The sequence below is a fragment of the Brachyspira suanatina genome (genome assembly GCF_001049755.1).
GTDB classification, from domain to species: domain Bacteria; phylum Spirochaetota; class Brachyspiria; order Brachyspirales; family Brachyspiraceae; genus Brachyspira; species Brachyspira suanatina.
Genome location: NZ_CVLB01000001.1, coordinates 423,797 through 443,788, shown reverse-complemented (window position 1 = coordinate 443,788; position 19,992 = coordinate 423,797). Strand labels below are relative to the sequence as shown.

21 protein-coding genes are annotated in these 19,992 nt (G+C 24.9%); 8 read left to right on the top strand and 13 right to left on the bottom strand.

The genetic code is table 11. The annotated features are described in order from the left end of the window. Positions 1 to 5: 5 nt before the first annotated feature. From BRSU_RS02065 to BRSU_RS02005, 13 genes are all read right to left on the bottom strand, one after another. Positions 6 to 677: an ABC transporter ATP-binding protein gene (locus BRSU_RS02065; RefSeq protein ID WP_048593562.1), complete on the bottom strand. Its 672-nt coding sequence runs from the start codon at positions 675 to 677 to the stop codon at positions 6 to 8. 2 nt (positions 678 to 679) lie between these two features. Further along, positions 680 to 1,462, bottom strand: coding sequence for a hypothetical protein (locus BRSU_RS02060; RefSeq protein ID WP_048593561.1), 783 nt, complete (start codon positions 1,460 to 1,462; stop codon positions 680 to 682). A gap of 150 nt (positions 1,463 to 1,612) precedes the next feature. After that, positions 1,613 to 2,335, bottom strand: a complete 723-nt coding sequence (locus BRSU_RS02055) for a hypothetical protein (protein ID WP_048593560.1) — start codon at positions 2,333 to 2,335, stop codon at positions 1,613 to 1,615. Next, complete coding sequence (locus BRSU_RS02050; RefSeq protein WP_048593559.1) at positions 2,332 to 2,619, bottom strand: hypothetical protein; 288 nt, start codon at positions 2,617 to 2,619, stop codon at positions 2,332 to 2,334. Before BRSU_RS02050 ends, BRSU_RS02055 begins: the two co-directional genes overlap by 4 nt. A gap of 20 nt (positions 2,620 to 2,639) precedes the next feature. After that, complete coding sequence (locus BRSU_RS02045) at positions 2,640 to 3,644, bottom strand: hypothetical protein (protein ID WP_048593558.1); 1,005 nt, start codon at positions 3,642 to 3,644, stop codon at positions 2,640 to 2,642. 1,134 nt (positions 3,645 to 4,778) lie between these two features. Then, positions 4,779 to 4,943, bottom strand: a complete 165-nt coding sequence (locus BRSU_RS14745) for a hypothetical protein (protein ID WP_245158029.1) — start codon at positions 4,941 to 4,943, stop codon at positions 4,779 to 4,781. 808 nt (positions 4,944 to 5,751) lie between these two features. Next, on the bottom strand, positions 5,752 to 6,468 hold the full coding sequence (locus BRSU_RS02035) for an ABC transporter permease (RefSeq protein WP_012671843.1): 717 nt from the start codon (positions 6,466 to 6,468) through the stop codon (positions 5,752 to 5,754). A 282-nt stretch (positions 6,469 to 6,750) separates the two neighbouring features. Then, positions 6,751 to 7,443: an ABC transporter ATP-binding protein gene (locus BRSU_RS02030; protein WP_012671842.1), complete on the bottom strand. Its 693-nt coding sequence runs from the start codon at positions 7,441 to 7,443 to the stop codon at positions 6,751 to 6,753. Positions 7,444 to 7,526: 83 nt separating this feature from the next. Then, positions 7,527 to 7,652, bottom strand: coding sequence for a streptolysin S family TOMM toxin (locus tag BRSU_RS14990; protein ID WP_280642034.1), 126 nt, complete (start codon positions 7,650 to 7,652; stop codon positions 7,527 to 7,529). A 791-nt stretch (positions 7,653 to 8,443) separates the two neighbouring features. Then, on the bottom strand, positions 8,444 to 9,106 hold the full coding sequence (locus BRSU_RS02020; RefSeq protein WP_048593556.1) for a CPBP family intramembrane glutamic endopeptidase: 663 nt from the start codon (positions 9,104 to 9,106) through the stop codon (positions 8,444 to 8,446). Then, the gene (locus tag BRSU_RS02015) at positions 9,081 to 10,427 is read right to left on the bottom strand and encodes a YcaO-like family protein (protein ID WP_048593555.1); all 1,347 of its coding nucleotides are present in this window, start codon (positions 10,425 to 10,427) and stop codon (positions 9,081 to 9,083) included. Before BRSU_RS02015 ends, BRSU_RS02020 begins: the two co-directional genes overlap by 26 nt. A 3-nt stretch (positions 10,428 to 10,430) precedes the next feature. Continuing rightward, positions 10,431 to 11,525: a streptolysin associated protein SagC gene (locus tag BRSU_RS02010; protein WP_048593554.1), complete on the bottom strand. Its 1,095-nt coding sequence runs from the start codon at positions 11,523 to 11,525 to the stop codon at positions 10,431 to 10,433. Between the two features lie 25 nt (positions 11,526 to 11,550). Continuing rightward, on the bottom strand, positions 11,551 to 12,552 hold the full coding sequence (locus BRSU_RS02005) for a SagB/ThcOx family dehydrogenase (protein WP_048593553.1): 1,002 nt from the start codon (positions 12,550 to 12,552) through the stop codon (positions 11,551 to 11,553). Between the two features lie 119 nt (positions 12,553 to 12,671). Here BRSU_RS02005 and BRSU_RS14735 point away from each other — a divergent pair, with 119 nt between their 5' ends. The 8 genes from BRSU_RS14735 (at position 12,672) to BRSU_RS01970 (ending at position 19,760) form a co-directional block, all read left to right on the top strand. Then, the gene (locus BRSU_RS14735; RefSeq protein ID WP_245158028.1) at positions 12,672 to 12,809 is read left to right on the top strand and encodes a Glu/Leu/Phe/Val dehydrogenase dimerization domain-containing protein; all 138 of its coding nucleotides are present in this window, start codon (positions 12,672 to 12,674) and stop codon (positions 12,807 to 12,809) included. Positions 12,810 to 12,865: 56 nt separating this feature from the next. Continuing rightward, positions 12,866 to 13,519 carry a Glu/Leu/Phe/Val dehydrogenase family protein gene (locus BRSU_RS02000; protein WP_245158027.1) on the top strand — a complete coding sequence of 218 codons (654 nt, stop codon included), beginning with the start codon at positions 12,866 to 12,868 and terminating at the stop codon, positions 13,517 to 13,519. A gap of 342 nt (positions 13,520 to 13,861) precedes the next feature. Then, a complete protein-coding gene (locus BRSU_RS01995; protein ID WP_048593551.1) occupies positions 13,862 to 14,536 on the top strand; it encodes a hypothetical protein in 675 nt (224 codons plus the stop codon). Positions 14,537 to 14,672: 136 nt separating this feature from the next. Beyond that, a complete protein-coding gene (locus tag BRSU_RS01990) occupies positions 14,673 to 15,080 on the top strand; it encodes a YbaN family protein (protein ID WP_048593549.1) in 408 nt (135 codons plus the stop codon). Between the two features lie 16 nt (positions 15,081 to 15,096). Continuing rightward, a complete protein-coding gene (locus BRSU_RS01985) occupies positions 15,097 to 15,702 on the top strand; it encodes a hypothetical protein (protein WP_048593548.1) in 606 nt (201 codons plus the stop codon). A 21-nt stretch (positions 15,703 to 15,723) separates the two neighbouring features. Beyond that, positions 15,724 to 16,281 (top strand): TetR/AcrR family transcriptional regulator, encoded by a 558-nt coding sequence (locus BRSU_RS01980; RefSeq protein WP_048593546.1) that lies wholly within the window; start codon positions 15,724 to 15,726, stop codon positions 16,279 to 16,281. 30 nt (positions 16,282 to 16,311) lie between these two features. After that, complete coding sequence (locus BRSU_RS01975; protein WP_048593544.1) at positions 16,312 to 18,060, top strand: ABC transporter ATP-binding protein/permease; 1,749 nt, start codon at positions 16,312 to 16,314, stop codon at positions 18,058 to 18,060. Positions 18,061 to 18,107: 47 nt separating this feature from the next. Beyond that, entirely contained in the window at positions 18,108 to 19,760 is a 1,653-nt protein-coding gene (locus tag BRSU_RS01970) for an amino acid ABC transporter ATP-binding/permease protein (protein ID WP_048593543.1), read from the top strand. The last annotated feature ends 232 nt before the right edge of the window (positions 19,761 to 19,992 follow it).

Below are 19,992 nucleotides of genomic sequence, written 5' to 3'. Positions count from 1 at the left end.
TTTTATTATATATTTAGTGTTACACCACCATCTCTCATAATATATTTTTTATCCACATAATCTTCTATTAATTCATCATGCGAAATAAAAAAACCTATACCGTTTCTTTTTTTTATAGTGTTTCTTATATATTCATAAATAAATTTGCTTGTTTCAGTATCTAAATTCGCACTGATCTCATCTCCAAATATATAAGGTGCTTCACTTACTAATGCTCTAGCTATAGCAACTCTCTGTTTCTGTCCTCCTGAGAGCTGTTCCGGTTTTTTATTTTTTAAATTATCTATTTTTAAATTTTCTAATATCTCATTAACTTTTTTATTTATATTAGAATAACTTTCATTTAAAAACTTAAGAGGCAATGCAACATTATCAAATACACTCTGAGTTTTTAAAAGTTCAAGTGACTGCAAAATAAGACCTATATTTGAAAGCCTAAAATTGCTTCTTTCTCTATCACTTAATTTTGAAACCTCATTATCATTCCAATAAACAGAACCTTCTGTAGGAATGTCTATGCTTGATAATATATGAAGAAGTGTACTTTTACCAGCTCCGGAAACTCCAGCTACCCATACAATTTCTCCATCTTTTATTTCCAAACTTATATTTTCATTTGCTGTTATATTATAATCCTTAGTTTTATATATTTTTGAAATATTTTTGCATCTTATCATAATTAAAAATCAGCGCCCTCCGCACTTAAAAATCCATCCTTGCCTTTATCATAAGAACCTTTTAATAAATATCCATAAAAACCTTTAGGATACATTTTTAAAGCCTCATCTAATTCTTTAAAAGCTTTGCTGGTTTCATTTACTTTCATATATGCCATAGATCTGTAAATATAAGCCCTATAAACCATATAGTCTGGTAAATTAGTTGTATCATTTAAAGAACTTATTACAGAATAAAAAGCAGCATTATTATAAAAACCCAAAGTAGCTATTTGCCACATTCCATATACTTGTTTTGCCTTTATGTTATTTCTATCTTTTAATAAAGCCAAACGTGAATAAGTATACATATCAACTATTACACTATAAGGATATTTTTTATTAAAAAATGCAAGTGAAGTAAACGAGTTTGCAAAATTAGCAAATGCAGCATAAATATCTGAAGAACCTTTTTTGAAAACTTTATCTTTTTTAAGATTATTATATATATCACTCAGAGTCTTATAATCTTCTTCAAAAGTTCCGCTTGCAATAGACACATTAGCCCAAAGAGTATAGCATTCTATACTTAAATGCATTTTCTCTTCTTCGCTTAAATTACTGTTCTTAACTCTATTTAAAATATCTTTAGCTTCACTAGTTCTTACAAGTCTTGCTCCTGAATGGTATTCATTATTTTTATTATCTATTTCTTTTAATACAGCATTAGCCTCGTTTGAAATCTCGCCATATAATCCGCATAAAAAGAAAGCGTTAATAAAAATCAAAACAATAACTCTAAACATTTTAATATCCTTATTTCATATAGACACTGCAAGTCTTGCGAAGTGTACTACATATAAATACGCCTATAAAAACAAAAAACTTTTTTATCTAAAAAATACAACTTTTAACCTCATAAACATATACAATATATCTTAATCATTATCTTATTATTAATTAAACATTCCTTTTCCTTTAGTGTTCATATCAATAACATTTTTTATAAAAACTCCTTCTGGGAAAATATCTTTTGCCATTTTTATATACTTATCATAATTGGTTTTGTCATTATTTTTAAAATAAGCCTGAGAAGTCCATAAATAAACTGTATGTTTTTCCCATTTCTCTTTGGCATTAATTTCAGCCTTTTTAAATATTGGAATTGCTTTATCTATTCCTCCTCCTACAAATTCAGGACTGTATGCTGTAAGTATGGCTTTACCTAAAAGTGATGGAAAATGATTCGCATTGATTTTTAAAGCATTATCATATATCTCCCCTGCCTTACCTGAAAGTTTTATAACATCATTAAATGAAGAATAATTAATAGCTCCACTCATAACATCAGCAACAGAAGCCATATAATCTACATCTTTCTCCGATAAAAGAGGAGTATTCTTTTTTATGTTATCATTAAATAATTTATAAGCCTCTCTTTTACTTTTAGGATTCATATATATATCCATAAGTAAAATAAGATTATCATAAGTTTGCCTTTCTATTTTTCCAACATTTGCCTTCTTCATTTTTTCTATAGCAATATTTAAATCATCTTCTTTATTGGCATTAGCCATATAATAAAGATTATAAAGCTCATTAAAATCTCTACTGTACGAAAAAGCTGAAAAACTAAAAATAAAAGACAAAAATAAAAATGTCAAAATCTTTCTCATCATATTAAATCCTCCTTAAATACTGCACAATACCCATTAGAATTATTAACATTATTCTTATTTAAACTATTCAAATAAGGAAGAAGTTTTATTATGCTAAATACAAGTAAAAATATATAACTTGCAATTCCAATCCCTATTGAATAAACAGAAGTATACAAAAAACCAGGCAGTATAAAAAATATTTTTAATAAAGTAAAGCTCTTTAAAAAAGGCAAGAAAGAACAAGCCATATAAAGTACAAAACATATAAAATAAAATATTATTTTATTTTTAATACTTACCATTAATAATAAACTCCAAAATATTAAAACACTATAGTACTAATTATCAAATTCATAACTAAACTATTATTATTATCAACACCAAAAGTTAATTGTAAAGGTGTTGTACCATAAAGATTATACCCTATTCCTCCTCCTACTACATATAATAAATTACCTTTATCAATACTATCCTCAAAATATTTTCCATAACCTACGTTTCCAAAAGCAACTAAATATATATCATTAAAACCGGAAGGAAGAAATCTCATAAAAAATTTATATTCAAAATGGGCAAATGTAAGAAAATCCATATTTTTAACATGTGCCTCTAAATTTGATAAAGGCATCATCATAAGAGAGTATAAATATTTAAATCCAATAGAATATTTTTTCTCGCTTTTATCAAAATAAGCACTGTACCCTATATAAGGCATAATTCCAAGTTCTCCCCAATAATGAAAGAATGAATAAGGAATACTGGCTGAAACATTATAAGAATACTGCTTTTCGTTAGGTATAATACTAGCACCTACACCAGCATTGAATTTTAACTTATTAACTCCATCATCAACAAATGTAGAACTTAAACCAATACTTTGATTAATTTTAAATATAGAACTTAATCTATAAACCTCTCTCTCAGAAGCTATCATTTTACCTATATTCATACCATAGGAAATAACAACACTATCAAAAGAGTACCCTAATCTTAATTGTCCATAATATTCCAAATCTTTATAATTAAATGTAGCAAATGGAGGGGTAATTCCTTGTTTATAATTCAAATCTATAAAAAACCTTCTATATCTGTATTCCATACCAGCATTAGCGAATATTCCAAATGATGATTCTGCACCATAATCAAAACTTATTCCAATGCGAGGAATATACACGAAATGTGAATTTTTCTTATATGCGTATCCAAAATCTACAGAAAATGGGAATCCAAAATAATTATAGCTATAATGAAAACCTGAATTTACAAAATCATTCTGAGCAAAAAGAAAGCTTGATAATATCAAAAATACAAATAACAATTTTTTCATAAAATACAATACGCCTGCTATTTATCTTATCTTAATATTATAACAAAAGTATTATCTATGTCAATATACTTTGAGTAAAATATTAATGTTTTTATTCTTATATATAAATATTTTACTTATAATTAAATAATAATTTGCAATTATAGAAATAGTCCAATTTAATATTGCATTAAAAACCTAAATAAACCACAAATAATTATTTTACTTAGTAGTGATAATATTGATAATAATAATTATTATTACCAAATAAATTATAACAGCAATAATAGAATTTTTCAAATTATATATATCATAGCTATATTCTCTTATTTTTGATTTTATATTATCAGAAAAATTCCAAAAATAGTAAATAGCTATATAAATAATACTAAATAAAAATAAGACACAGTGAGTTTATAGCCAATTTTAGTAGTTTCATTAAAAAGTCCAATTATATACAATTAAAGCAAAAATAAATGCTAAAATAGCTGTATAAAAATATTATATTAAAGATGTTAATATTTTTATATATAAATTATATACAATTTTCCATCTTTGATTATATCATCAAAAACTTCATTAATATTTACAAGTCAATCTATAAATTTGCTGATTATTTTTTATATTTTATTCTATTTTTAACATAATGCGAACTTTAGAATTTAGAATATCTTTCATTTCATATAATTGCCAATAACTTCTTTGGTATTAGTATATTTCTTTTTAATATTTTTGTAATAATTTTTAAAAAATTGATGAAATAAAAACACACTCAAAGATAAAAAGTTTATAATAAAAAATGCAAACCGAATATGATGAAGAATAAAAAAATATATTAAATATAAATACAGATATATATAATAATAAAACTTATTATAAAATATTTCAAATTTATTTTACAATCATTATAACTATATTCTACTATTCTGTATATATTACAAATATTAATAAACTGTATAACTATGAGTAAAAAATACTAATTATTCAATAAATAATAAAAAATATACTAACAATCAATTGATTATTTTATAATAAAAAATCCTATATTTTTATTATTTTAGATATAAAGCATAATAATAAACTAAAAAATGCCACAATAACAATATCAATAATATATCAAATAAATATAATCTGTATTCATTAACTATTTTTGCATCATTTGATAATTGAATCTACATATCCATAAGATTTAAGTACCTTTTTAAAAGCTTTTTCTTTAGAATCATTTATATATTCTTGCTTTTCATATATAAATAATTTATAAGCTCTCTCATATGATCTATAATTTTTGAGTATTATAGTATTTATTTTTTTATTCATTACAAAAATCATCTATAATAATATTTTCTTATAACATTCTATATATACAATATATATTGAATATAAAAAAGTTTATCTATTATTTTTTACTGAATAGCCGTATTTCTATCCTGCAAAAATATTTTTTTCTTCTGTAATCTTATAATATTTTATTATCCCTAAGTAACTTTCAGCACCATAATAACTTTCTATTAAGTTCTAGCTTCAAATCTTCTTATAGCACTGTATAAAGTATGCTAGTAATCTCATATTCTCTATAACTCTTACCAGTAATTAATTTATAAAGTTCATAACTATAAGAATCATTATCTTTAAAAAAATTCAAACAACAGCATATATCTGATATATTATTATATAACTTTATATATTATACATTAATATTAAGCTTAAACTAATTATAATTATTTTTTATAACTAAAAAAATATACGATTTTTTCAATAACCAAAAAATAATTTATACCTCTTCAAAACTAGTTGAGAAAGTTATATATGAAATTATTGTAATTTTTTAACTATTAATATATTACATAAAGTATACTAAAAAAATTTTAAATTTATAAAAAATTAGTTTTTTAATTTGTAGTGGATTTACACAAGTACTATGTGTACCTCATAAACCTCAGTTCTTTTATCTAGTAGATACTTCAGTATTAAGATAAAACATATTATGTGCTCAATTATCTGATACTTAGCACAAAACTCTATATTTCTAGATTAAAATCATTGATTATACAATATATAAAATATTATTATATAAATAAAATTATAGATATTAATTTTATAAAGTAATTTCAAAACAAGTCCATTATTATTTATCAGCATATCTGAAAGTATTAACAGCAAGTATCAAAGCAACTACTAAGCATACTAAAATTACAGCTATTCCTGTAAAATATGCATAAAAATCAAAATAAAAAGCACCTCTAAAAGCATTCAAAAAATGCTGAAAAATATTTAATTTACTTAAAAATTTTATTATATTTGGAGCATTGTATAAAGAATAATATCCATCACTCAAAAACATAGATCCCATTAATATAATATTATACAATATGCTTGCTACTTCATTAGTTTTTACCAAACTAGAAACAAAGAAACTTATAAATATATAAAGCAAAGATGCAAATATAATTACAGGCAAAAACAAAAGTATAGAAACAAAAGAAAACTCTAATTTAAAAAATAAAGCACATACACAAAATACAAATAAACAACTTATAATAGATATTATCACCCAAGCACATGACAAACTTATTATATATTTATATAAAGGAAGAGGTGTTACTTTAAGTAGATTATAAACCCCTCTTCTTCTCTGACTAAGAACATTAAAACTTGTAGTCATAAATGAATAAGCAAGTACACTAACACAACTCATAGCAGTAAGTATATGAATAGTATAACTTTCCATTTTGAAAAAGATTCCCATTGATATAACTATAACTAAAGGAAAGAATATAGACCAAAATATAAGGAAAGGGTCTCTTATAGCTTTTTTCATTGTAAGTTTAAATATAGTTTTCATAATTATTCTCTCTTTTATATAAATATATATCTTATTATTAATTTGATTATCATACTTTATTATTGATATTGATTTATCATACTAAACATACAGACTATATACCTAATAATTTATTTATAATAAAACAAACACAGATTATAGTAATAATAAAAACTGAAATTTTATAAATTTAAATTTCATACTTATTTTAAATAAATATATTAATATTTATAATATTAAAAAATCAAAATTATATAATGAAATAAAAATTAAGAAATTTAATAATTTTATTATAATTCAAAATTAAGAATTAGTAATATGTAAATAGACCTTCTCTAAACTATCAAAATTATATTTCTTTAAAAGTTCATCTTTAGTTCCGCTTTCTAATATTTCTCCTTTATATAAAAATACTATTCTACTGGCTATATCCTCAACCTCTTCTAAATCATGAGAAGTAAAAAGTATAGTTTTATCCTCTTTCACAAGTTCCAATATCATATTTTTTACATTATATCTTTCTCTTGGATCTAAACTTGCTGTAGGTTCATCAAATATAAGCAAACTTGGATTTTGCATAGTAGCTATCATTATAGCAAGTTTCTTCTGCTCACCACCTGAAAGTTTTATAGCAAGAGTTTTTTGATCTAATCCATATTTTTTTGTAATGTTTTCTATTTCTTCATCACTAATTTTCATATCATATAGAGCTGAAAACATTAATATATTATCTCTTACACTATAACCTTCAAAAAATGGAGTAGATTGAAGCTGAATACCTATATGTTTTTTATAATTATCTATGTTTATTTTTGTTTCTCCGCAATCAGGTTTTAATATACCTAGTAGTATATTTATAAGAGTAGTTTTACCAGATCCATTAGGGCCAACAATTGCTACAACTTCACCCTTATTAATATTAAAATCAACATTTTTTAATATTAATCTTTTATTAAAACTTTTTTTTATGTTATTAGCACTAATTAAAATTTCCATAATATCCAACTTTATTTTAAAATCGCCTGCTATATTAAAAAATAATATAGCAGACTTATCCTTACCTAAGGTATAACAATAAATTATTTAGTTACTGTTACACTTATACAGCAAGAACAACAACAAGAACAGCAGCAACCGCCTGGAGCCAATACAACAGATTGACTTTTTAAAGAACAAGTTGTACTTAATTTAGAAGAATATTTCATAAGAAACTCCTTTTATTTAATTTATATTAACTTTATAAAAAATTAATATCTAAGTTTATTATAACTAGCTAGCATATTATCAATATGCCCAATATAATAAATACTAAAAAACGTAGTTGCCAATACAGACGGTATCAAGCTTTTAGTGTATTCAATTATTATACCATTAATAAATATAATAAAAAAACAAATTATTGTCAATATCAAAAATTGTTTTATACTATTTAATCTCAAAATTTCCTCTAATATAGATAATAAACATATTATAAATATAATTGTAAAAATATTATACTCATTAAATTCTTTTTTTATAGTAAAATATAATACTCCATTAAAAAATATAGATTTTATTATACTTTCCAACATAATTAATGTCCACTTATTATTTCCCTTTAAGTAGTAAAGTGAAGAAATATAAGGTATTAATAATACATTTTTAAATATATTATTTTTTATATCTATACTAATTAGACTTAATATACTAATGATTAATTCAAATGAAGAAATAATAGCAAAAATATTTATAAAAATATAAATTATATATTTTTTATCTATAATTAAATATGATAAAATATTTTGTTCTTTCCTAATACTTATTATAACAGCAAAAATAATTATGAACAGCCAATATATATAAGTACTTACATAAACATATATTTCGTCATATTCAAGTTTACTATAATTCATTACATTGAAACAAATATTATTAATTATATTAGTGTGCTTTAAAAATTTAATTATAATTCCTAATAGAAAAGATATGGCTATATATGGTAAAAGATTCAAAAATATCAATTTAATGCCTCTCTTTTATTTCTTTTGAATGACAATATATATAAAATAAAATTCTGCGCAAAATGAGTAATTACGGGTATCACTATACAAAAAGATGAATATACATATAATAAAGAATATATAATTCCTATAATAAATTTTTGTAATACAACATTAGTTCCAAAATATATATGATTAATAGAATATATAAATGCTGAAAGCATAACTACAACATAGATATTAATACCTAGTAAATTATATGTAATATTAAAAAATACCTGCCTAAAAATTATCTCCTCACACAAAACTCCAAGAAATATAATTATCGTATCAGACAGTATGTTATTTTTTTCAATTACTTCATGAATTTCTATGTTTTTTATCCAAAATTTGTATTTAAAAAAATGAACCAACATAGCCTCAAAAATTTCTATACCTATACATACAAAAGACATAATAAAAGCTAAAATAATAAAATAAACATTAACATTATAATTTATATAACCCACATATCCTGTAAAAAATACTATTAAAACAAATATTAGATGACTTAAAGTATTTGGAAAAATTCTATTTATTCTATCAAAATGTAATTTAATAAATATTCCTGTTAAAGAAGTTGGAAAAGAAACAGAAAGTAACACAAGAATTTTATCAAGGTAGAGGGTGTGGAAATTCATTGTTTGAAACGCCTCCATTTGCAATAATTCTAGGATGCTTATTATAAGGAAAAGCTGGCATAGACATCTGAATAAGCTCAGGAACATACACCCTAATAACATGTAAACCCTTATCATATATTTCAACAGGGGTAATATCTAAATAAACAGCATATTTTGATATACTATGAAGTCCTTTTATTAAATATTCCAAATCTGAGTTGGTATCTACTTCTAGGTTTTTATATTTACTTAATTCAATTTTATCTTTAATTTTACTATCAATAAATTTCAATTTTTTTTCTTTATCTATAAGATCACCCCAATAATTAACATTACTATCAAGGTTAATATAGCTTTTTTGAGACACAGTCTCCAAATAATCTAATGGCATTGATAAAGGACCATTAATATTTAAGATAAGTATAGCTAAAGCCTCCATAAAAGCTCTATATATTACTTTTCTAGGATTAAGCCCTGAAGAAGCTCCAACTACAATGTAAGGAGATTCTTCGCTTTTATTAACAAGCATAACGGTAAAAACATATCCTAACTTTTCATCAACTGTATAATCAAAAACTCTAACATTATAATCAATATCTTTCAAAATACTATTTATAGCGTTATTAAGAATATCATCATCAATTATAACTTCTTTAACATTACTTTCTGTATACCATTTTATCATACATGCATCGCATTCTATTATTTCAGTTATAGCTGATTTTAAAGCAAGAGGTATATTCTTATGACTTGCACTTCCTTTTGAAAATCCGCTTATAAATACTTTTTCCCCCTTATCTCTTCTAATAGGATGAGATAAAAAGAAATTCTGTGCTGGCATATAATATTCTTTCTCTTTGTCAAATAAAGAAGGAAGAAGTATCCAAGATAATATATCATCCTCTGTTATATTTTCTAAAATACCAATACTATTTAATTTTTGACATTCATCATCACTATATATTTTAATGTATTCAAATGGTATTACATTATTAGGGTATTCTTTTTTTAACTGATTATAAGAAGCGTATTTTAGTTTTTCTTCAAAATACAAATTTGAAGTAAATAATGCATATCTCTCTACACCTTCACCTAATAACCTTATAATAGCCTCATCTCTATAAATACCATAACCTGAAAGGTGATAATTAACCTCAACATTATCTCCTAATAATATTTTATGATAATCAGGAAGCATTGCAGTACATGTATTCATATTCTCAGATATAATAGAATTAGATTGCATTATAATAAGAGAATTCATAATTCCTGTTTGGTGTCCACAAATAGAATTAAATTTGTTTAATATATTTTTATGATTTGGATAGTAATTAATCATATATCATCCATTTATTATAACTTTACTAGAAAGATTTTCTATTATTTTTCTTGACGAAGTATACATCTCATCATATTTAGCTTTACTTATATGACCACATGCTGGACAAAAAGGAACTCTAAGTAAATCCTGAATCTGAATTTCTATTAGAGGCATATAAACATTTATAACTCGTCCTGCAAGTTTGCATCTACCTATAGTTGCAAATAAAAACGCCTCGTATAACGCAAGAGAAGTAAATGTTTGCAAAATAGGTGTTATATAAGTTTTTTTACTGTTTAATTTAAAATCCATAGTTTGTTTTACAAATTTATTATAAACCGACAAACTTTCATTTCTAGCTACCACCCTATTTTCAAAGCATTCATAACAACCAGTCTCTTTACCTTTTATAGTAGTAATATTTAAAAACGGTCCATCTAATATCGATATAACTATTGGTATTGATTTATCAAGAAGAAGCCTATTTATATTTCTAAGCAAATTTAATCTAGGTTTCTCTACACTTACAACAACACATGATATACCATCAAATAATTTTATTAATTCTTTATAAGCTTCAATATTTTCAATGGCATCACTTGTATCTGTAAGATTTGCTTTTTCAAGATTTTTTATATCATCAGAATCCATCATAGCAACATTCATATATAAATCTTCTGATGTCAATTTAGCATACTCTTTTAATCTTGCATTATCAGTTATAAACATTACTTTATTTTTCTGTACTTTACTTTCATCTGGTATATCATAAAAGTATTCTCCTATAAACTCATAAACCGTATTAAGCATATTATTTTTTTTATCATCATACTCTAAAAATCTATTACCTATAAGAGAAGATATAATTTCATCCAAAAAATTACTGTCTTTCTCATTAAGAGAAAATTTCTTTACTATATTTTCAAAAGAAATTAATTTATCATCAAAAAGTTCTTTAGCAAAGAATATTAAAGCTTCTTTTATATTATCATTTAAATCATTAAGCCCTAAAGTAGCCTCTTCAAAATTCCATATTCCCTTTCTAAATCTAATCTCATCATTAGAATTAAAAAAAATAGTTACATTATCATAAAGTTTAATATTTTTATTATCCATTTTATTCACCTAAATTAAATATATATCATTTTGACAATAAAGTCAAGTGAACAATATGATTAGTTTGACCATCTATATTTAACAATTGTTCAGATAGAGACTTATTAAATCCACCAATATCGCATGCTGAAATACCGCTTGCAGCAGCAGCAAGCTGTATATTTTGTGCTATTTCACCTGTTTCTATCAAAGCAAAAGACAATGCCATATCTCCATATTTTCTTGTATTCTCAAACAAACTATAAACATAATAAACAGATAAAGCTGTTTTTCTTAAATCTATACCCCCACCGAATACATTATCTTTACAATAATTTTCTACATCTTCATCACTAAATATTTTTATCTTTTCAAGAGAATGAGTATAAGGCATATATTTATATACACCCTTATCAATACCTTTTATATTTAATGCCACAATATAAAGATATATAGGATAAAGACCTCCGCCTGAAGGAGCTGTACGGACTTTAGATATATACTCATCGCCCAAAGTTATAGTACCATAATCTTCTTTAGGAAAATTAAAACTAAAATCTCCAGAGATACCGTCTCCATAATATAACAAAGTAGACAAATCTACTAATGTTAATGCTTCACCTTTAAAATCTCTTCTACTTCTTCTAGATCTTATTACAGCACCTATAGGAGCATTAAGATTTTTATAATTTGGTAGCTTAATAGCATTTCCTTTTTTATGAACATCATCTTCTAATAGTTTTCTATTACTAAGAGAAGCCCCTATAGGAAATAACGAATAATTTCCAACGTTTAGCAATGATGTTAAATCTATTGATGATTTTTTAGAATTCAGTAGATACTCTTCACTAATATTCCTATTTACTTCAGAATACATCATAGCCCTATACGAAGATTCTGATGTTTTAATACCTATACTATCAACATACATAGAAATATGTAAATTTGAAGAAAAATTTACAACACTAAACAGCAAAGGAATTTCTTTTGCTTCTAATTCTTCTTTTGATACTTTTATTTTATTATTTTTTACATCTTGTTTTTTCATATGAAATAACCTAATTAAACTATATTTATATAACAAAAATCAATTAAATTAGTAAAAATATTTAACATATTTTTTATTAAATTAATATTTTTTATAAAAATGAAACTATAGAAGATATTTTGAGGCTTGCAAGAGGAATATCTTTAAAATCTGCATGCGCCGGACTTGATTTAGGAGGCGGAAAAACTGTAATAATGGCCGATCCAAAAAAGTTAAAGGAAATGAGCTTTTCTGGAGATCTTACGGAAGATTTATAGAATCTTTAAATGGAAGATATATCACTGCTGAAGATGTAAACACAAGTACTGAAGAAATGGAATATCTTGCTAAAGAAACTAATTTCGTTGCAGGACTAAGAAGCAAATCCGGATACCCTTCTCCTATGACTGCTTATTGTGTTTATATGGCTATAAAGGCAAGTGCATTAAAGGCATTCGGAACTGATAATTTAGGAGGAAAGAAAATATCAATTCAGGGATTTGGACATATAGGTTTGGTATTATGCGATTATTTAGCTAAAGATAATGTACATTTATTCGTATCTGATATTGATAATGATAAAGTAAAAAAGGTTGTTGAACTCTATAAAGCTAAAGAAGTTGATGTTAATTCTATATATGAACAAGATGTGGATATATTCGCTCCTTGCGGATTAGGTGCTATAATAAATGATGAAACTATACCAAAATTAAAATGCAAAGTTATAGCAGGTTCGCCTAATAATGTTCTTAAAGAATCTCATCATGGAAGAATATTGAAAGAGAAAGGTATTGTTTATGCTCCTGATTATGTTGCAAATGCAGGAGGCGTTATCAATGTGGCTATGGAAAATCCTACCTATAATTATGAAGCTGCTAAAAGTGCTACAGAAAAAATATATAATAGAATATTAGAAATATTTGAAATATCCGACAGAGAAAATATTTCTACAAATGAAGCTGCCGATAAATTAGCTATGCAAGAATAGAATCTATAGGCGAAATACATTCAAGACATATAAGAAGATAATTAAAAAATAAATAGCAATAATAATAGGCTTATTTAAAAGCTTTTTATTATTGCTATGCTCGCCTAAAACTATGAGCATAAAATAAATAAATTTATTTTATATTTTCGGCTCACTTTTTTATATTGTTATATTCTCCTATCAATATAATCAAAAAATAAAAATTATAAAAAATCTTATAGTATAAAAAGCATATATAACAATTCAAAATGAACTTTTTATCATAAAGTTATTATTTTCTTGCTTTTTATTTTTTTTGATATTAGAATGACGATTCAATTAAAAACAAATAAGGATACCTCTATGAATACTATCAAAACTATGATAATTATGCTTATATTAGCAAGCCTTTTATATTCTTATAATTCAAAGGATATTAATAATTTTTACAATGACTATTATTCATCAAACTATAATATAAAAACTATAGAAAATAATAATTCACAAACTTATAAAAATATTTATTCTCTTATAAAAGCAAAAACTATGACTAATGATAAAGAAAAATATAATTACTTAAAAGAAGCTATAAATCAAAATAAAGATTATGAAAAATCTAATGATGCTGATTATTTGATAAGCGTATCTGAACTTATGAATTATATTGTTTATTATTCAGGACTTTCTGAAAAGATTTCTTTCGGATCAAAAAGCAAAGATATATACAAAAAAATATTAGAAACAGATGATAAAAACTTTTTTGCACTTCTTGGTACAGGCGTAGGATATATGCATGCTCCGGCAATAGCAGGCGGAAGCGATAAAAAAGCTTTTCAATATTTTAATGATGCTCTTGCAAATGCTAAAGAAAAATATCAAAAATATTTATCTTATGTTTGGATATCTCAGTATTATTTCAAAACAAAAGATGAAGAAAATTATCAGAAATATATCAATATGTGTAGAGAAATATATCCTAACGGAGAATTATTAAAAGAAGCTTTAGATAGAAACAATACAAAGAAAAAAACTTTGTAATTATATATTATTTTTATTGACAAAATTGAAATATAGTCTATAATGAACAATGTTCAATATAAAGGCGTAAAGCAATGATATATTGAACATTTATTTTACTCAAATACTGAACAATGTTCAATATGAAGGCTAAATTATGAGAATATTATTTATATCTTTAGGTTTTTTATTTATGGGCATAGGTGTTATTGGTGTGGTAGTTCCTATACTCCCAACAGCACCTTTTTTGCTCTTATCAGGATTCTTTTTTGCTAAAGGGTCTAAAAAATTTCATGATTGGTTTATATCAACTAATCTTTATAAAAAGCATTTAGAAAGTTTTGTTAAATCAAAAACTATGACTTTAAAATCTAAATTAACTATATTGATACCAGTTACTATTATGCTATCAATAGCATTAGTATTTATAAATCATCTGCATGCTAGAATAGCATTAGTTGTAGTCCTATTAATAAAATATATATATTTCTTTGCCTATATAAAAACCACAAAAGAATACAGCGGCAGCATAGAAACAAATATCGAATTGGATAAGGAAAATTAATTATTTGGATACGGTTATGAAAATATATAAATATATTATTGTTATAAATATTATTTCATTGAGTTTATTTGATATTGCTTATACAGAAGAGGATAAAAAAAATAAATTTGTATCAGGACTTGATAATAGATTTTTTTCTATAGGACTTTACAGCAGTGCTGATACTATAAAAACAAGTGTTAATATAGAGTTTGGATTTAAATTATTTAAATTTAATAATTTTGAGATGAAAAGTTATACTTCAATAGTAGGTTCAAAAATATACGATGAAAATCCTGATATGTATCAATTAGGATTCATGCAAAAATTTACTTTTGGAAGTAAAGATGAATACACAGGAGAAATAAGTATAGGAAGATACGCTTTTACTTTTGTAAGTTTCGGATTTTTATCATTCGATCCGGATACAAGCGGAAAGTTTTTATTTTCAACACCTATGTATTGGGAAGTAGGAGGAGGTGCCGGATTTAATATTAATGTAAGCAGACATGTTGCTATAATGTTAGAATTCGGCGGAGGTCTTCATGATGTATATGACGGAGCAAAACTTGGATACCCGAAAAAATTAAATACGGCAGGTTTTGGAAGAATTAGTATAGGAACTAGATACTATATTAACTAGTACAATTTAAGGAATTAGTATATGAACAATATTGTAACTTCAAAAGAAGAAATACTTAGAGTAAGCAGAGAACTTATAAAAAAAAGAGGGCTTAACTCAATAAATATGCGTTCTCTTGCAGAAGCATCTAATATAGCTGTTGGATCTATATACAATTATTTTAAATCCAAAGAGGAACTTACTATAGAAGTTATAGGAAGTGTATGGATGGATATATTTCACCCTTCAAATGTTTGCTTGGAATCTGATAGCTTTTTAGATATTGTTGATACTATTTATAAAAACTTGGAGAAAGGAAGTAAAAAATATCCTAGTTTTTTCTCTATGCATTCTACTATGATGTTTGGAAAAAATAAAAGCAAAGGTATCAATATGATGAATATGGTAAAAAAGCATATTAAAGAGGGATTATATAAAACTCTTATTAATGATAAAAAAGTAAGAGAAGATGCTTTCAATGATAATTTTACTGCTGATAAATTTATAGATACTATATTCTCATTTATTATAAGTTCTATGATTAATGCAGATTATGATGGTTCTATGATAAAAGAAATAATAAAAAGAACCATTTATTAATATATTAAAATAAAAAATAAAGGAAAGTTTATGATTAATAAAAGACTTATATCATTAATGGGAAATGCTAAAAAATACATAGCATGGCATGTGATAATACAGCTTGTGAATTTGGCTCTAAATATAACAGCTGTAATTTTCATGGCTGATATAATACAAAAAGCTTCACAAGGAAATGTATTAAAAGAAGATATATTAAAAGTTGCTATTGCTATTTTTGTTATAGTAATATTGAGATTCAGATTCAATATTTTAATGGCTAACATGTCATATCATGCTTCAGGAAGAGTAAAACAAACTTTAAGAGAAAAAATGTACTCAAAACTTCTAACACTTGGAAGCAGATATAAAGAAAAATTCTCTACAAGTGAAATAGTACAGATATCTATGGAAGGCGTTGATCAATTAGAAACTTATTTCGGACGTTATCTTCCTCAGTTTTTCTATAGTATGATAGCTCCTATAGTGCTTTTTTGCGTACTTTCTACTATAAGCGTTAAGTCGGCTGTTATACTTTTGATATGTGTTCCTCTTATACCTATATCAATCATTGCTATAGTACAAATTGCTAAGAGAATATTAAAAAAATATTGGGGAAGTTATAGTGATTTAGGTGAAATATTTTTAGAAGATGTACAGGGACTTACTACTTTAAAAATATATAAAGCAGATGAAAAGAAAAATGAAGAAATGAATATAGAGGCTGAAAAGTTTAGAATTGCTACTATGAATCTTCTTTTTATGCAGCTTAACTCTACTACTATAATGGACATAATAGCTTATGGCGGAGCTGCTTTGGGAGTAATAATATCTGTACTTGAATATATGAAAGGAAATATAAATTTAGCAGGCACATTCACTATAATAATGCTTTCTGCTGAATTCTTTATACCTTTAAGACTTTTAGGCTCTTTCTTCCATATAGCTATGAACGGAATATCAGCAAGCGATAAGATGTTTGAAATACTTGATATGGAAGAAGATGATAAAAGAGTAAATAATATAAATAAAGAAAATGAAGAGATTACTTTTAAAGATGTAAGTTTTGCATACAATAAAGATAAAACTATATTAAAAAATATTAATATGACTATAAAAGAAAAATCATTCGTTTCTATAGTAGGCGTTTCAGGTTCAGGAAAAAGCACTATAGCAGGACTCATATCTTTGAAAAATGAAAATTATAAAGGTTCAATAAAAATTGGAGATATAGAACTTGATACAATAAATAAAGATGATTTATACAAAAAAATAGTTGTTGTTGATCATAACAGTTATTTATTTGAAGGAACTGTATATGATAATTTAAAAATGGCAGGAAACACTATAACAGAAAAGCAAATGAATGAAGCATTAAAGAAAGTTGAGCTTTATGATTTTCTTCAAACTGAAAATGGACTTAATACTATAATAATGGAGAAAGCTGCTAATTTATCTGGAGGACAAAGACAGAGATTGGCTTTGGCTAGAGCAATACTTTTTAATGCTGACATATATATATTTGATGAAGCTACTTCTAATGTTGATGTTGAAAGTGAAGAAAGCATTATGCAGATTATAAGAGATATTGCCAAAGAAAAAACTGTTATATTAATATCCCATAGACTTTACAACTGTATACCTTCAGATCATATATATTTCTTAAAAGACGGAATAATAATGGAAGAAGGAACTCATAATAAATTGATGAACCTAAATGGAGAGTATGCTAAAATTTACAATGAACAAAGCAATTTAGAAAGCATAACTAAAGGCGAAAGTTTAAGCATAGCCATTTAATTTTCATCATTAATAATTATAAAAAATAAATTTAATAGGAGTTTATAATGCGTAGAAGCGGTATAAGAATTATGGCGGAACTAATTGGATTAATTGCTCCGCTTATGCATGTTATGATATTAGCTATAACTACAGGAGTGTTAGGTTTTTTATGTGCTATATCTATAACTATATTTGGAGGATATGCCATATTAACATATTTAGGTTTGGATTCTCTATTTACAATAAAAACTATATTTATAACTGTTTTAGTGCTTGCAGCTTTAAGAGGCATACTTCACTATATTGAACAGTTAAGCAATCATTATATAGCATTTAAATTACTTGCTTTAATAAGAGATAAAGTTTTCAAAGCTTTAAGAAAATTATCTCCTGCTAAACTTGAAGGAAGAGATAAAGGAAACTTAATAGCACTTATTACAAGCGATATAGAATTATTAGAAGTATTTTATGCCCATACTATTTCACCTATAGCTATAGGAATATTAACTTCTCTTATAATGACAATATTCATAGGAAGTTTTAATATCATACTGGGTGCTATTGCATTTTTGGGATATTTTACTATAGGTTTTATTATTCCTTATTTTTCATCTAAATTTGGAAAAAATGACGGAATGGCTTATAGAAATAATTTTGGAAAATTAAACAGTTATTTTCTTGACAGTTTATGGGGAATAAAAGAAATACTTCAATTCGGATATGGCGAGAAAAGAACAAAAAATATAGAAAGCAAGACTGATGATTTGATGGATTTAAATAAAAAATTAAAAAAATATGAAGGTATAATATCTGGTCTTACAACTTCTGCTGTATCATTATTTACATTAGCTGTTCTTATTGTAAGTATAATGATATCAAAAGAATCAAATTTTGCTGCGATTATAATACCTACTATAGCAATGGCAAGCTCTTTCGGCCCTGTTATAGCATTGAGCAATTTGTCAAACAATTTATTTATGACATTAGCTAGCGGAGAGAGAGTACTCAATTTACTTGCTGAAAAACCTATAGTAGAAGAAGTTTATGAAGGTAAAAAAGATATTTCTTTCAATGGTGTTGAATGCGAAGATGTATATTTCGATTATGAGGGCGAGAATATATTAAATGATTATAATTTAGAGATAGAGCCTAACAAAATAATAGGTATCAGCGGAAAAAGCGGAAGCGGAAAATCAACACTTCTTAAACTTTTCATGCGTTTCTGGGATATTAAAAAAGGAAATATTAAAATATCAAATACTGATATAAAAGATATTAATACAGATACATTAAGAGATATGGAAAGCTATGTAACTCAGGAAACTTCTATATTCAAAGATACTATAGAAAACAATATAAAAATAGCTGATAAAAATGCTACACATGAAGAAGTTGTAGAAGCATGCAAAAAAGCTTCATTGCATGATTTTATTATTAGTCTGCCTAATGGTTATGATACAAATGTAGGAGAACTTGGTGATACTTTATCAGGTGGAGAAAAACAAAGAATAGGAATAGCAAGAAGTTTCTTACATAAAGCTCCTTTCATACTTCTTGATGAGCCTACAAGTAATCTTGATAGCTTGAATGAGGCGGTTATATTGAAGTCAATAAAGGATAACAGTGCAAACAGAACAGTTGTTTTAGTTTCTCATAGACTTTCTACTCTCAATATAGCAGATAAAGTTTATAAGATGAAAACTGACAGAGTAAGTTAAAAAGAATCAAATAAAATTAAGTATATAATGCAAATATATATTTAATAGATTTGCATTATATACTTAAATCATAAAATATTTCAATCTTTATAATATAGATATATTCTATTATAAAAAATCAAAAATATAACCATAGAAATTTGCATATTAATTAAAATGCTTATAATTTAATAAATATAGCTAGAAATAACTATAAAAAATATAAAATATATTTAATCATAAACTAAAATGA

Coding starts and splice junctions, on each gene's coding strand:
- BRSU_RS02035 (WP_012671843.1), bottom strand. CDS start 6,468: ATGAAAACTATATTTAAACTTACAATGAAAAAAGCTATAAGAGACCCT.
- BRSU_RS01985 (WP_048593548.1), top strand. CDS start 15,097: ATGAAAATATATAAATATATTATTGTTATAAATATTATTTCATTGAGT.
- BRSU_RS02015 (WP_048593555.1), bottom strand. CDS start 10,427: ATGATTAATTACTATCCAAATCATAAAAATATATTAAACAAATTTAAT.
- BRSU_RS01980 (WP_048593546.1), top strand. CDS start 15,724: ATGAACAATATTGTAACTTCAAAAGAAGAAATACTTAGAGTAAGCAGA.
- BRSU_RS14990 (WP_280642034.1), bottom strand. CDS start 7,652: ATGAAATATTCTTCTAAATTAAGTACAACTTGTTCTTTAAAAAGTCAA.
- BRSU_RS01975 (WP_048593544.1), top strand. CDS start 16,312: ATGATTAATAAAAGACTTATATCATTAATGGGAAATGCTAAAAAATAC.
- BRSU_RS02065 (WP_048593562.1), bottom strand. CDS start 677: ATGATAAGATGCAAAAATATTTCAAAAATATATAAAACTAAGGATTAT.
- BRSU_RS02000 (WP_245158027.1), top strand. CDS start 12,866: ATGGAATATCTTGCTAAAGAAACTAATTTCGTTGCAGGACTAAGAAGC.
- BRSU_RS01970 (WP_048593543.1), top strand. CDS start 18,108: ATGCGTAGAAGCGGTATAAGAATTATGGCGGAACTAATTGGATTAATT.
- BRSU_RS02010 (WP_048593554.1), bottom strand. CDS start 11,525: ATGGATAATAAAAATATTAAACTTTATGATAATGTAACTATTTTTTTT.
- BRSU_RS02060 (WP_048593561.1), bottom strand. CDS start 1,462: ATGTTTAGAGTTATTGTTTTGATTTTTATTAACGCTTTCTTTTTATGC.
- BRSU_RS01990 (WP_048593549.1), top strand. CDS start 14,673: ATGAGAATATTATTTATATCTTTAGGTTTTTTATTTATGGGCATAGGT.
- BRSU_RS14745 (WP_245158029.1), bottom strand. CDS start 4,943: ATGAATAAAAAAATAAATACTATAATACTCAAAAATTATAGATCATAT.
- BRSU_RS02055 (WP_048593560.1), bottom strand. CDS start 2,335: ATGATGAGAAAGATTTTGACATTTTTATTTTTGTCTTTTATTTTTAGT.
- BRSU_RS02045 (WP_048593558.1), bottom strand. CDS start 3,644: ATGAAAAAATTGTTATTTGTATTTTTGATATTATCAAGCTTTCTTTTT.
- BRSU_RS02005 (WP_048593553.1), bottom strand. CDS start 12,552: ATGAAAAAACAAGATGTAAAAAATAATAAAATAAAAGTATCAAAAGAA.
- BRSU_RS02050 (WP_048593559.1), bottom strand. CDS start 2,619: ATGGTAAGTATTAAAAATAAAATAATATTTTATTTTATATGTTTTGTA.
- BRSU_RS02030 (WP_012671842.1), bottom strand. CDS start 7,443: ATGGAAATTTTAATTAGTGCTAATAACATAAAAAAAAGTTTTAATAAA.
- BRSU_RS01995 (WP_048593551.1), top strand. CDS start 13,862: ATGAATACTATCAAAACTATGATAATTATGCTTATATTAGCAAGCCTT.
- BRSU_RS02020 (WP_048593556.1), bottom strand. CDS start 9,106: ATGAATTTCCACACCCTCTACCTTGATAAAATTCTTGTGTTACTTTCT.